The 13297-nt window shown below is 66.8% G+C and carries 13 protein-coding genes; 9 read left to right on the top strand and 4 right to left on the bottom strand.

The annotated features are described in order from the left end of the window. Position 1 precedes the first annotated feature (1 nt). Positions 2-823 carry an enoyl-CoA hydratase gene (locus P0086_RS23730; RefSeq protein WP_112611758.1) on the bottom strand — a complete coding sequence of 274 codons (822 nt, stop codon included), beginning with the start codon at positions 821-823 and terminating at the stop codon, positions 2-4. Between the two features lie 177 nt (positions 824-1000). On the opposite strand from P0086_RS23730, the gene P0086_RS23725 reads away from it, so the two are divergent. The 3 genes from P0086_RS23725 (at position 1001) to rpsI (ending at position 2610) form a co-directional block, all read left to right on the top strand. After that, complete coding sequence (locus P0086_RS23725; protein WP_148149937.1) at positions 1001-1438, top strand: PaaI family thioesterase; 438 nt, start codon at positions 1001-1003, stop codon at positions 1436-1438. 228 nt (positions 1439-1666) lie between these two features. Further along, a complete protein-coding gene (gene rplM, locus P0086_RS23720; RefSeq protein ID WP_112598642.1) occupies positions 1667-2131 on the top strand; it encodes a 50S ribosomal protein L13 in 465 nt (154 codons plus the stop codon). 2 nt (positions 2132-2133) lie between these two features. After that, on the top strand, positions 2134-2610 hold the full coding sequence (rpsI, locus tag P0086_RS23715; RefSeq protein WP_112611738.1) for a 30S ribosomal protein S9: 477 nt from the start codon (positions 2134-2136) through the stop codon (positions 2608-2610). 415 nt (positions 2611-3025) lie between these two features. Here the strand turns inward: rpsI and P0086_RS23710 are convergent, their stop codons facing one another. Continuing rightward, entirely contained in the window at positions 3026-3487 is a 462-nt protein-coding gene (locus P0086_RS23710) for an Lrp/AsnC family transcriptional regulator (RefSeq protein ID WP_275790524.1), read from the bottom strand. Between the two features lie 139 nt (positions 3488-3626). Between P0086_RS23710 and P0086_RS23705 the strand changes: the two genes are divergently transcribed. The 3 genes from P0086_RS23705 (at position 3627) to argC (ending at position 7080) form a co-directional block, all read left to right on the top strand. Next, entirely contained in the window at positions 3627-4418 is a 792-nt protein-coding gene (locus P0086_RS23705) for a phenylalanine 4-monooxygenase (protein ID WP_112611759.1), read from the top strand. 91 nt (positions 4419-4509) lie between these two features. Continuing rightward, positions 4510-5463, top strand: a complete 954-nt coding sequence (speB, locus tag P0086_RS23700) for an agmatinase (protein ID WP_112598648.1) — start codon at positions 4510-4512, stop codon at positions 5461-5463. 684 nt (positions 5464-6147) lie between these two features. Then, the gene (gene argC, locus P0086_RS23695; RefSeq protein WP_275790519.1) at positions 6148-7080 is read left to right on the top strand and encodes an N-acetyl-gamma-glutamyl-phosphate reductase; all 933 of its coding nucleotides are present in this window, start codon (positions 6148-6150) and stop codon (positions 7078-7080) included. 138 nt (positions 7081-7218) lie between these two features. Here the strand turns inward: argC and P0086_RS23690 are convergent, their stop codons facing one another. Next, positions 7219-8319 carry a COX15/CtaA family protein gene (locus P0086_RS23690; RefSeq protein WP_275790516.1) on the bottom strand — a complete coding sequence of 367 codons (1101 nt, stop codon included), beginning with the start codon at positions 8317-8319 and terminating at the stop codon, positions 7219-7221. A gap of 129 nt (positions 8320-8448) precedes the next feature. Here P0086_RS23690 and P0086_RS23685 point away from each other — a divergent pair, with 129 nt between their 5' ends. The 3 genes from P0086_RS23685 (at position 8449) to P0086_RS23675 (ending at position 10837) form a co-directional block, all read left to right on the top strand. Beyond that, positions 8449-8664, top strand: a complete 216-nt coding sequence (locus P0086_RS23685; protein ID WP_112598676.1) for a DUF2842 domain-containing protein — start codon at positions 8449-8451, stop codon at positions 8662-8664. A gap of 4 nt (positions 8665-8668) precedes the next feature. Next, positions 8669-9430, top strand: a complete 762-nt coding sequence (locus P0086_RS23680) for a metallophosphoesterase family protein (RefSeq protein ID WP_275790513.1) — start codon at positions 8669-8671, stop codon at positions 9428-9430. A 147-nt stretch (positions 9431-9577) separates the two neighbouring features. Then, positions 9578-10837: a GNAT family N-acetyltransferase gene (locus tag P0086_RS23675; protein ID WP_275790511.1), complete on the top strand. Its 1260-nt coding sequence runs from the start codon at positions 9578-9580 to the stop codon at positions 10835-10837. 16 nt (positions 10838-10853) lie between these two features. Here P0086_RS23675 and P0086_RS23670 read toward each other — a convergent pair whose 3' ends face one another. Further along, the gene (locus tag P0086_RS23670; protein ID WP_275790509.1) at positions 10854-13091 is read right to left on the bottom strand and encodes a Wzz/FepE/Etk N-terminal domain-containing protein; all 2238 of its coding nucleotides are present in this window, start codon (positions 13089-13091) and stop codon (positions 10854-10856) included. Positions 13092-13297 lie beyond the last annotated feature (206 nt).

Raw genomic sequence — 13297 nt, 5'->3', positions numbered from 1 at the left:
TTCACGCCCCCGGCCACTCCGGCATCCGCTTCTCCAGAAACGCGCCGATGCCCTCCTTCGCATCGTCGCGGAGCATGTTGTCGACCATGACCGAGACGGCCGTCTCGTAGGCCTGCGGCAGCGGCAGGCCGGCCTGGGCGCGGTAGGCGGCCTTGCCGATGCGGAGCGCCTCGGGCGACTTCGAGGCGATGACGGCGCAGTACTTGTCGACGACCTGGCGCAGGTACTGCTTCGGCACGATGCGGTTGACGAGGCCGAAATCCTTGGCGGTCGAGGCGTCGATCGTCTCGCCGGTGAGCAGCATTTCCATCGCCTGCTTCGGATGGGCGGCGCGCGTCACCGCCACCATCGGGGTGGAGCAGAACAGCCCGATATTGACGCCCGGCGTGCAGAAGGCGGAGGTGTCGGTGCAGATCGCAAGGTCGGCGGTCGCGACGATCTGGCAGCCTGCGGCCGTCGCCAGCCCGTCTATCTCGGCCAGCACCGGCTGCGGCAGGCCGGCGATCTTCAGCATCAGGTCGGCGGCCATGCGCAGGGTCTTTTCGAAGAAGGCGCGGCCGCCGTCGGGGTCGCTGCGATGCGCCGTCATCTCCTTCAGGTCGTGGCCGGCCGAATAGAGGTTGCCGCCGGAGGCGAGCACCACCACCCGCACCGTCTCGTCGGCCGCGGCCGCGTCGAGGGCGGCCGACAGCGCCTCCATCAGCGCGATCGACAGCACGTTGGCCGGCGGGTTGTTGAGCGTCAGCCGCAGGACCGCGCCGTTGCGCTCCTGCAGCACCAGGCCACCCGCCTCCCCCTTGTGCAACTGGACCACGTCAGCCATGGCGGCATTCTCCCTGTTCGTCATTCCTCTTGTCTTCTCCGCCGTGGTAGCCGTGCAGAGAGCCGCATTCAAGACCGAGACTGTCCGCGCCGGCCGGACGTAAGACTTTACGCCGATTGCATCCGGCATGGGTTCGCCCCTATCACTTCCAAAACACACGAGCCGACGGACGAGACGATGGCGACGCACTTCACCCCGGTCATGACGGTCGAAGACCTGAACCGCTTCCTGGAGACCGACTTTCCGGAGATCCACACCGACGGCAAGGTGTTCGAGGTGACCGATGTCGGGCCCGGCACCGTCGCCATGCGGCTCTCGCCCTCGCAAAAGCACCTGCGGCCCGGCGGAACGGTCTCCGGGCCAACGATGTTCGCCCTTGCCGACGTGGCGGCCTATTGCACGGTGCTCGCCCATATCGGCCCGGTGGCGCTCGCTGTCACCACCAATCTCAACATCAATTTCCTGCGCAAGCCGGAGCCCGGGCCGCTCACCTGCGACTGCCGGCTCCTGAAACTCGGCAAGCGGCTGGCGGTCATCGAGGCGTCGATTTCGGCCGGAATGGAGGGCGATCTGGTCGCCCATGCGAGCGCGACCTACTCGATTCCGCCGCGATAATTTGTGGTATCAAATTACCACAATTTCAAAGCATTGATTTTTATAGATTTTTATCACAGGCATCAAAATCCGGGCGCTTGACGCTCCGAGGCGCTTCGCCTATAAGCCGCCGCAGATCGCGGTCCTTTCGGGCCGCTTTCGTTTTTGGCACGGCCTTGCGCCGGCCAACCAAGCAACAAGAAACGCCCGGGCGTCCGCGCCGCGGGTCCAAACGAAAAGAGTTTTACCATGGCAACCTTCGTACAGAAGCCCGCCGAGGTGGAAAAGAAGTGGATCCTCATCGACGCCGAAGGCCTCGTTGTCGGTCGTCTCGCTTCCATCATCGCAAACCACCTGCGCGGCAAGCATAAGGCCACCTACACGCCCCACGTCGACGACGGCGACAACGTCATCGTCATCAACGCGGAAAAGGTCGCCCTGACCGGCAAGAAGTACTCCGACAAGAAGTACTACTGGCACACCGGCTATCCCGGCGGCATCAAGGAGCGCACCGCGCGCCAGATCATCGAAGGCCGCTTCCCGGAGCGCGTCATCGAGAAGGCCGTCGAGCGCATGATCCCGCGTGGGCCCCTCGGTCGTCGCCAGATGAAGAACCTGCGCGTCTATGCCGGTTCCAACCATCCGCACGAAGCACAGCAGCCGGCCGTCCTCGACGTCGCCAAGCTGAACAGCAAGAACGTAAGGAGCGCCTGAGTATGGCTGACCTCTCTTCCCTGAAGGACCTCGGCACGGCGGCAGCCGCTCCGGCTTCCTCCGCCCCGGTTCACGTCAAGAAGGTTGACGCCCAGGGCCGCTCCTATGCCACCGGCAAGCGCAAGGACGCCGTCGCACGCGTCTGGGTCAAGCCCGGCTCCGGCAAGATCACCGTCAACGGCAAGTCCTTCGAGGCCTACTTCGCCCGTCCGGTCCTGCAGATGATCCTGCAGCAGCCGATCGTCGCAGCCGCCCGCGAAGGCCAGTTCGACATCGACGCCACCGTTGCCGGCGGCGGTCTCTCCGGCCAGGCCGGTGCGGTCCGTCACGGCCTGTCCAAGGCGCTCACCTACTTCGAGCCGGGCCTGCGCTCGGTCCTGAAGAAGGGCGGCTTCCTGACCCGCGACTCGCGCGTCGTCGAACGCAAGAAGTACGGCAAGGCCAAGGCCCGCCGTTCGTTCCAGTTCTCCAAGCGCTGATCGCTCTTGGAACTTTGCGGATATCTGGAAGGCCGGGCTCGTCCCGGCCTTTCTCGTTTTGGGGCGCTTCCAAGCCCGGAATCGCCTGCGCACCTTTCGCGCGCAAGGACTTGCGCGCGCTGGATGCCGGATCAAGTCCGGCATGACGGACTGCGGTGGGCCCCTTCGCTTCAGTGACACCCCGTGCAGCACCCGGTCCATTCAGCCGGCGGCAAGAGGAACATGTGCTGCGGCCCGTAGCGGGTACTGCTCCGCTCCGGCACATGAATCTCCTCCCGTCATGCCGGACTTGATCCGGCATCCAGCCGCGCCGCGTCCGCGGCGCGAGGGAAACCTTTCGCCGAACCGGCACAGGCATGCGGCGGACGCGCCTCGCACGCGACGCATCGATACTGCCCCTCAGAAATACGGCCCTTCAGATCGGCAGTTCCGTCGAGGCCTTCATCTCGCGCAGCACGAAAGATGAGACGACGTTGCGGACGTGCGGATTGCGCAGCAGGTGGCGGGTCATGAAGGCCTCGTAGCTCTCGACGTCGGCGGCGCGGATCTTCAGCATGTAGTCGAATGCACCGGAGAGCGCGTAGCACTCCATGATCTCCGGATGGCTCCGCACGACGGCGGAGAAGGACTCGATCGCCTCCTCGTGGTGGTCGTCGAGCGTCACATGGGCGATGACGCAGAGCTTGAGGTCGAGCTGGCGCGCATCCAGGAGCGCCACCCGCCGGCGGATGACGCCCGCCGCCTCCAGTTCCTGCACCTTGCGCCACGCCGTGCTCTGCGACATGCCGGCGCGCTCGGCGAGATCGGAGAGCGCCAGGCTGCAATCCTGCTGCAGCATTCGGAGAAGGCGCAGGCCGGCCTGATCAATTTCTTTCATGAAGACCGCCCTCCCCGCGATTTTCATTCAGGAACGCCAGTATCGGCCTGGCAGAATGAAAAGTCTATCCGCCGCCTTCGACTACAATTTTCCGGAACGAGACGATGCGGGCTTCGGCCTGCTGCGACGGGAGGCGAGGATGCCGAAGGAAAGCACATACACCGCGAAACTGCCCGACCAGGACGGCATCTACGCCTACACACCGGAGGAGGATGCGATCTGGAGCGAGCTCTATGGCCGCCAGATCGCGCTTCTGGCCGACAAGGCCTGCGACGAGTATCTCGAAGGCGTGAAGACGCTCGGCCTCGACGCGCCGCGGGTGCCGCAACTGAAGGACGTCGACGCGCGGCTGAAGCGGGCGACCGGTTTCGGCGTCGAGGGCGTGCCGGCGCTGATCGCGCCGTCGAAGTTCTTCCAGCTGCTGTCGGAGGGCAAGTTCCCGCTCGCCACCTTCATCCGCCGCCGCGAGCATATCGACTATATCGAGGAGCCCGACATCTTCCACGAGGTGTTCGGCCACTGCCCGCTCCTGACCAATGCCGCCTATGCCAGCTTCGTGCGCCGCTTCGGCGAGAACGCGGTGGCGCTCGGCAAGGACTATTCCTGGCACCTGTTCCGCATCTTCTGGTTCACGGTGGAGTTCGGGCTGATCAACACCGAAAAGGGCCGCCGCTGCTACGGCGCCGGCATCGTCTCCTCGCCGAACGAGACGCGGGCGGCGATGGTGGAGAAGGCCTGCGAGTTCCGGCCCTTCGACCTGATGACGGTGCTGCGCACGCCCTATCGCATCGACATCGTCCAGCCGATCTACTACGTGATCGACAGCTTCGCCGATCTCGACGCCATCAACGACGAGGACATCGGCGCTGCGATCCGCGAGGCCAAGGCGCTCGGCGACTTCGCGCCGACCTTCGCCGCCAAGGCATCCTGACCGGGCGCGGGGCGCGGTGGAAATCGTCCGCCCGCCCCTTGTCTTCCAGGCGCCGATTGGCCAACGTCCAGCCACACCAGGAGGACGGCGGATGGCCAACAGGACGATCGACCACGCGATCACGGCGAAATCACTGACAAGCGCGGCGTCGGACCCGACGCATGCCGGCGTGCTCTCCTTCATGCGCCGCCGCTACACCAAGAACCTGAAGGACGTCGACGCCGTCGTCTGGGGCATCCCCTTCGACGCGGCCACCTCGAACCGGCCGGGCGCGCGCTTCGGGCCGCAGGCGATCCGCCGGGCATCGGCGATCATGGACAACGACCCGCAGTATCCCTTCCAGCAGGACCTGTTCGAGAACATGGCGGTGATCGACTACGGCGACTGCCTGCTCGACTACGGCAACCACCAGAAGACGCCTTCAACGATCGAGCGCGAGGCCGGCAAGATCCTCAAATCCGGCGCCTTCCTGCTCACGCTCGGCGGCGACCACTTTGTCACCTGGCCGGTGCTGAAGGCGCATGCGGCGATCCACGGGCCGCTGTCGCTCGTGCAGTTCGACGCCCACCAGGACACCTGGCCGGACGAGAAGGGCCGGATCGACCACGGCTCCTTCGTCGCCCGCGCGGTGAAGGACGGGGTGATCGACCCGGAGACCTCGATCCAGGTCGGCATCCGCACGCATGCGCCCGAGGACTGCGGCATCCGCATCGTCTACGGCTACGAGGTGGAGGAGATGACGGCAGGCGAGATCGCCGACACGATCGTCCGACATGTCGGCGATCGGCCGTGCTACCTGACCTTCGACATCGACTGCCTCGACCCGGCCTATGCGCCCGGCACCGGCACGCCGGTCTCCGGCGGCCCGTCGAGCGCCAAGATCCTGTCGGTGCTGCGCCATCTCGGCGCGCTGCACATCAAGGGCGCCGACGTCGTCGAGGTGGCCCCCGCCTACGACCACGCCGACATCACCGCCATCGCCGGCTCGACGATCGCGATGTACATGCTCGGCCTGCGCGCCGGCTGGCTGGCCGAACGGCGGTAGCCGTGGCACGACGCTCATCCTTCTCCCCGCCCGCGGGGAGAAGGTGCCCGAAGGGCGGATGAGGGGCAGATCTTCGAGGCGACGCAACCGAGTTCGCACCGGCCCCTCACCCTGACCCTCTCCCCGCAGGCGGGGAGAGGGAGCGTGCCTTGCGCCGGCTTTGTCCCCCGTCCGAACGGTATTGATCGCCTGGCGGCACGGCCGCGCCACCCGTCCTTCTCCCCGCTCGCGGGGAAAAGGTGCCCGCAGGGCGGATGAGGGGCGGATATCCGAAGCGCGCGCGATCTCACACCGGCCCCTCACCCTGACCCTCTCCCCGCAGGCGGGGAGAGGGGACGTGCCTTGCGCCGGCTTTGTCTCCCGTCCGAACGGTATTGATCGCCTGGCGGCACGGTTGCGCCACCCGTCCTTCTCCCCGCCCGCGGGGAGAAGGTGCCCGAAGGGCGGATGAGGGGCGGATCTCAGAGGCGACGCGAGCGATCTCACGCCGGCCCCTCACCCTGACCCTCTCCGCGCAGGCGGGGAGAGGGAACGTGCCCTGCGCCCTGCCCTTGGCTGCGACCGCCCCACGCTTTGCATTGAAAGCGTCATGCCGAGGCGCTATAGCGAGCGGCGGACCGTCCGGCGGAGCGCCCGCAGCGCACCGGCCGAGACGACCTATCCGGCAGAGCGAAAGGCAGTCCCATGAAACCGAAGATCTTCATCGATGGCGAACACGGCACGACGGGACTGCAGATCCGCACGCGCATGGCCGGGCGCGCCGATGTCGAGCTCCTGTCGATCCCCGAGGCCGAGCGGCGCAACAGCAAGATGCGCGAGGACCTGCTGAATTCCGCCGACATCGCCATCCTCTGCCTGCCCGACGATGCGGCGAAGGAAGCTGTCGCCATGGTCGCCGGCAACAATTCCGTGCGTATCATCGACACCTCGACGGCGCACCGCGTCGCGCCGGACTGGGCCTACGGCTTTGCCGAGATGGACCGCGCGCAGGCCGGCAAGATCGCCGCCGCCCGCCACGTCGCCAATCCCGGCTGCTATCCGACCGGTGCGATCGGCCTGATCCGTCCACTGCGCGCAGCCGGCATCCTGCCTGAGGACTATCCGATCACCGTCAACGCCGTCTCCGGCTACACCGGCGGCGGCAAGCAGTTGATCGCGCAGATGGAGGACGCCGGCCATTCCGACCCCATCGACGCGCCGCACTTCCTCTACGGCCTGCCGCTGAAGCACAAGCACGTGCCGGAGATGCAGGTGCACGGGCTGCTCGCGCGCGCGCCGCTGTTTTCGCCGTCGGTCGGCAGGTTCGCGCAGGGCATGATCGTGCAGGTGCCGCTCCATCTCGCCGACCTCAACGACCATGCCTCGCTCGGCTCGATCCACGCCGCGCTCGCCGATCACTACGCCGGCCAGGACATCGTCGAGGTGGTCGACCTGAAGGAGAGCGCAGCACTCCCCCGCGTCAACGCCGTGGAACTGGCCGATACCGACCGGATGAAGCTCTTCGTCTTCGGTACTGCCGGCGCCCCCCACGTCAACCTCGTCGCCCTGCTCGACAATCTCGGCAAGGGCGCCTCGGGGGCTGCGGTGCAGAACATGGATCTGATGCTGGGCAAGTAGAGGGGATAGGCAGTAGGCAGTGGGCAATAGGCAGTAGGGAACGGGTTTCGTAGCGATCATCAGAAAAGGGCGCGCGTTCCGATTCTGAAGTGCGCTCTACTCTATTGCCTACTGCCCACTGCCCACTGCCTCTACTGCCTACCCCCTCACCTCGATCGCCACCGGCTTCGGATATTCCCCGACGAAGCCGCGCCAGTGGGCGATGGCGAAGCCCAGCACGACGAGCGCGCCGGCCTGATGCGCCAGGGCCCAGCCGAGCGGCACCTGCCAGACGAGCGTCAGGATGCCGATCAGCGCCTGCAGACAGACGAGGAGGAACAACAGCACCGTGCGGCGGGCATGGGTGGTCTCAGGTGCGGCCCGCAGCGAGGCGACCATGTGCCAGAGTGCCATGGCCCAGAGCAGATAGGCGCCGCAGCGGTGCATGAACTGCACGGTCTTCGGGTTTTCGAACAGGTTGATCCACCAGGGCTGCTGGATGAACAGGTCGCCGGGCACGACGGCGCCGTCCATCAGCGGCCAGGTGTTGTAGGCCAGCCCGGCGTCCAGGCCGGCGACCAGCGCGCCGAGGTAGATCTGGACGATCGCCATGCAGGCGATGGCCGCAGCCCATGTCCTGGCGCTTCCGGTCGGCGCGGGATCGTCGCTGTGCGGCGACAGGCCGCGCATGATCCAGGTGCAGGCCGCGAAGATCAGACAGGCGATGACGAGGTGCGTGGCGAGCCGGTACTGGCTGACCGACACCAGCTTCGTCAGCCCCGACGACACCATCCACCAGCCGATGAAGCCCTGGAAGCCGCCGAGCGCCAGCACGCCGAAGAGCGGCCAGCGCAGCCGCCGCTCGATCCGGCCCGTGAGCCAGAAGAACAGCAGCGGCAGCGCGAAGACGAGGCCGATCGAACGGGCGAGGAAGCGATGCGCCCACTCCCACCAGAAGATCGACTTGAAGCTCTCGACCGTCATGTCGGAGTTCAGCTGCTCATACTGCGGGATGCGCTTGTAGAGCTCGAACTCCTCCTGCCATTCCGCCGCGTTCATCGGCGGAATCACGCCGTGGATCGGCTTCCATTCCGTGATCGACAGGCCGGATTCGGTCAGCCGGGTCGCGCCCCCGACGAGCACCAGCGCAAACAGCGTCAGGACGACGAAGCCGAGCCAGCGGCGCACCGCGCGGCGATTGCGATCGACCCGGTCGATGTCGCTCAAAAGCTGTCGTTCGGTCGCGGAGGTGATGGTCATGGCGGCTCCTGTCTTATCGGCGTTGATTTGCAACACGATGCCATGCAAAACAAGCCCGATGTGCCTTTGCGGCATCCGGTCGCGGCGAATGCGCCGGTGCGGATGCCGTGCAACCATACGGGACCTTCGATGCCCCCTCGCCTGCGCAAGCTGATCGGGACGATCCTGATCATCATCCTCGTGATCACCTACGCACTGGTCGCGACGACCATCGCCTCGCTCACGCTCGCAACCTCGCCCTGGTGGGTGCACATGCTCTACTTCCTGTTCTCGGGGCTCTTGTGGATCCTGCCGGCGATGCTGATCATCAAGTGGATGGAAAAGCCGGCGAAGCCGCGGGAGTGAAGGCATGCGAATCGCAGCGATCGCCGATATCCACGGCAACGACCTGGCGCTCGAAGCCGTACTCGCGGATATCGAGACGCAGGCAATCGCGACGGTCGTCAATCTCGGCGATCATCTCAGCGGGGCGCTGAATGCGGCCCGCACCGCCGATATCCTGATCGCCCGCAACTTCGCCTCGATCCGGGGCAACCACGACCGGTGGCTGCTCGAGAAGCGCCCGGCGGAAATGGGCGAGTGGGACCGCACGGCCCATGCCCAGCTGGCAGCACGGCACTTCGACTGGCTGGCGTCGCTGCCCGAAACGCGCGTGGTCGCCGATCAGCTGTTCCTCTGCCACGGCACGCCGCACAGCGATACGACCTACTGGCTCGACGATATCGCGCCCGGCGGAACGATGCGGATCTCGGCGCGGGAGCGCATCGAGGCGTTTGCGGCGGGGATCGATTTTCCGGTGATCCTCTGCGGTCACACGCATATTGCGCGCTGCGTCACGCTTGCCGACGGACGGCTGGTGGTCAATCCCGGCAGCGTCGGCTGCCCGGCCTATGACGACGACGAGCCGGTGCCGCACACGGTCGAGACCGGCTCGCCGCACGCCCGCTATGCGATCCTCGAGAAAGGCCCGGGCGGCTGGAACGTCGATTTCCGCCTCGTCGCCTACGACCACATGACGATGTCGAAGCTCGCGGCCGAACGGAACATGGCGTCCTATGCCTCGGCGCTGAGCTCCGGCCGGCTTGCGCATGCCGGCGAAGGCAGCCGTTAGCCCGCCGGTAACCCTAGATTCGGATTTCGCTGGAACGAACGGGGCGAAGACACAGGAATTAAACCGGTTTCCGATCATGCCGATGTAAGTTCGGCCGATCTCGGCAAGGCTCCGGGCGGTAACACGATGGCATCGGATTTGCAGGCAATGCAGCTTGATTTCCAGATCATGCCCGCGGACGGGGACGTCCTGGGCAGACTTGCGCGCTATGTTCCGGGCGGCGAACGCCGCTCGGCCGCCATCCCCTTTGCCATCCAGCTGCACGACCGGATGGAGCCGCTGGAGGCCACCTGGCGCGCGCTGGAGGCGGGCAATTCGCTTTCCCTGCACCAGGGCTACGACTGGTGCCATGCCTGGGCGAGCACCCATGACAGCCGGCTGCTGATCGTCGAGGGCGTACATGCCGGCCGGACCGAGATGATCCTGCCGCTGGAGATCGTGCGGCACGGGCCGGTCCGCATCGCCCGCTTCCTCGGCTCCCGCTTCAGCAACATCAACACCGGCCTCTATACGGAGGCGTTCAGCACGCTGGCCCCGCCCGCGGTGCTGCGCGGCGCGCTCGACCGGGCGCGCGGGCAGTTCTCCCGCTACTTCGACCTTTTCATGCTGGAGAACATGCCGCTGCACTGGCGCGGTCAGGAGCACCCCTTCTCGCATCTGCCGGCGGTCCTGAACCAGAACGCGGCCTTCCAGCTGACGCTCCATCCCGATTTCGAGCGCACGCTGTCACAGATCAACGCCAAGCGGCGGCGCAAGAAGTTCCGCCAGTGTGAACGCCGCCTGGAGGCGCTGGGCGGCTATGAGCACGTGGTTGCCGAGGGCAGCCATGAGGCCTGCCGCACGCTCGGCCTGTTTTTCCAGCAGAAGGCCGCACGCTTCGAGGCGCTCGGCCTGCCGAACGTCTTCCGGGACGAGCAGACGCAGGCGTTCTTCCGGGCCCTGGCCCGGATCCCTGCCACGTCCGACCGCTATCCGCTGCAACTACACGCGCTGAAGATCAGGGATGGCAGCGAGGCCGGCCGGGTCATCGCGATCGCCGGCCTGTCGCGCAAAGGCGACCATGTCATCTGCCAGTTCGGCTCTATCGACGACGGCTTTGCGCCCGAGACGAGCCCCGGCGAGACGCTGTTCCACCTGATGATCGAGAAACTCTGCGGCGAAGGCGTCGCGCTCTTCGATTTCGGCATCGGCGACCAGGCCTACAAGCGCTCCTGGTGCAACATCGAAACCGCGCAATACGACCTGCTGTGGCCGACGACGCTCGCCGGCAGCGCCGTTGCCGCGCTGCACCGGGCCCGCGCCGGCGCCAAGCGCTCGATCAAGCAGAACCCGAAGCTCTACGGCTTCGTCCAGCGCCTGCGCTCGGGAAAGACCGAGTTCGTGCAGCCCGCCTCCGACGACGGCTGACGCCGCCCCACCCGGCTCAGGCCGCGCGCCGGCCGGAATGCGGGGCGATGCCGGAACCGGTCATCAGCACGATCTCGTCATAGCCGGCCTCGGCGAACCGGCCGATCGTCTCGACGACGCGATCCTCGTCGGCAACCGGAATGGAGAGGATGATCTCGGCCTTGCCGGAGGGCGTCAGCCGATGCACGCCTGCGACGTCCGCCGGACCGCACTCGACGATCACGATATCGTAGGCATCGGCGAGCGCATCGATGATCATCGACAGCCGGTCGATGCCGCGCATCGCCCGCTTGATATCGGCGTTGCCGCGCGCGACCACATGGGCGGCGGAGTTCTCGTCACCATGCAGGATCTCCGCGAAGGGGGCATCGCCGACGAGCAGGTCCGTCACGCCGGGAAGCCGGGTCGTGCCGGTCATCAGCCGCGTCGGACCGGCCGAGCCGGTGAGGTCGAGCAGGACCGTCCTGCGGCCCTTGCCGGCGACGGCCCGCGCCAGCGCGACGGTCGCCGCCGATCCCGCGTCGCCCGACGGCGAAACGGCGATCGCGACAGGCACATCCGCCTCCACCAGGTGGCGCGCCACCGCGGCCACGGTGAAATCGTCCGCGACATCGTCGTCGGCCTCGTCGTTGGTTGCGGCAAGCGACGCCTCCGACGCCCCGGAAAATTCGTCGTCCTCGACCTCCGCCAGCGCCAGAACGGACGGCTGCGGCGGGGCTGCGGCCCGGGCCGCGATGCCTGAACCGGCGACCGCGCGGCGGGCGGCGGCCACGTCGGGGCGGGCGACAGGTCTGCGCTCGATCGTCTCGTCACCCTCGGTGAAATCGCGGCCGGGCGCCGGATTGCCGGGCGAGACGGGTCGCAGGCCGCGTCCGCTGAAGAGCTCGGCGAGCAGGATCGTCACCGACGAGAGCAGGAAGCCGGCAACACCGCCGACGATCGTGATCGGAAGGATCTTGGGGAACTGGCGCTCGGTGGGCGGGACTGCCGCCGAAATCACCCGGGCGTCGGCCGGCGTCGAATTGGCATCGGACCTCGAAGTGGCCTCGCGGTAGCGGGCGAGATAGGTCTCCAGAAGCTGCCGCTGGGCGGTCGCCTCGCGCTCCAGCGCCTTCAGGCCGACCTCTTCCTCGCCGGCGCGGGCGCTGTCGGCCTTGGCGGTGTTGAGCTGCTGGATCAGTTGCTGCTCGCGCAGGCGGGCCACCCGCGCATCGTTTTCGAGGCTCGCCAGGATCTTCGAGGTCTCGGCGGTGATCTGGCCGCGGATGCCGGCGAGCTGGGACCGCAGGCCCTTCAGGCGCGGGTGGTTGTCCAGCAGGCTCGTCGAGAGGTCGGAGATCTGGCCCTGGATCTGCGCCTCGCTCTCCTTCAGCCGCTGGATCATCTGCGAGCCGACGACGTCGCTCAGCGTGTCGGGCGCGCCGCCGCTCTTCAGCACGGCGCGGACGCTTTCCGCCCTCGCCTCGGCCGTCGCCTTCTCGGCGCGCACGCGCGCCAGCTCGCTCGATATGTCGTTCAGCTGCTTGGCCGCGAAGGTGGCGTTTTCGCCGGTCGGCAGCAGGTCGGAGCGGGAGCGGTACTGCGCCACCTTCGCCTCCGCCTCGCGCACCTTCTCGCGCAGGTTGGCAATTTCCGGCTCGAGCCAGCGGCTCGCCTCGGAATTGGTATCGAGCTTGGCGCCGCTCTGCAGCGACAGATAGACCTTCGCCATCTCGTTCGGGATGGCGGCCGCGAGCTGCGGGTCCTTCGAGGTGAACTGGATCGCGACCACGCGCGACTTCTCCACCTGGTAGACGACCAGCTTCTCCTCGAACTCCTTGAGCACCCGCTCCTCCGGGGGAAGATCGAGCGGGTTCGTCTTCAGCCCGAACGCGACCAGGATGTCGGACAGCGCCGACGGATTGGCGGCGGGATCGAACTCGGGCAGCTCGTAGAGCTTCATGTTGCGGGCGACCTGCTTGATGAGGTCGACCGACTTCAACAGCTGCACCTGGCTGACCACGTCGAGCTCGTCGATCGCCGGCTCGGGCACGACGCTGCGATCGACGCCGGTCGTATAGGCCGGCTCGCGCGCCTCGATCAGAAGGCGCGTCTCGCTGCTGAAGGTGGGCGCGATCATGCTGGCGACGGCGAACGCCAGTCCGGCGGACAGGACGGTTGCGAGCAGCACCCGCCCCCGCCTGTTCCAGATCGCACGGGCCAATCCGCCGAGATCGATATCGACGTCGTCCTGTGCCCCATATCCGCCTGACATCTGCATACTCCGTGAACGCGCAGTTTCTTCGCATGGTAAACAATCGTGGTAACCCAAGCGTTAATGCGCACGGCCCTGCAACCCTGCCGCGGCGTGAAGGGCGGCCAGCATGCGAAATGGCATCCATGCGTTGCAGCATTTACCGGCCATTAACCCTAACAGGACGATAACGTCTGCAGACAGGAACCACTCCCGACAGGCAAAGC

This window comes from Mycoplana sp. MJR14 (assembly GCF_029210525.1).
Taxonomy (GTDB): domain Bacteria; phylum Pseudomonadota; class Alphaproteobacteria; order Rhizobiales; family Rhizobiaceae; genus Mycoplana.
The sequence above is the reverse complement of the archived record's forward strand: the minus strand, read 5'-3'. Positions and strand labels throughout refer to the sequence as shown.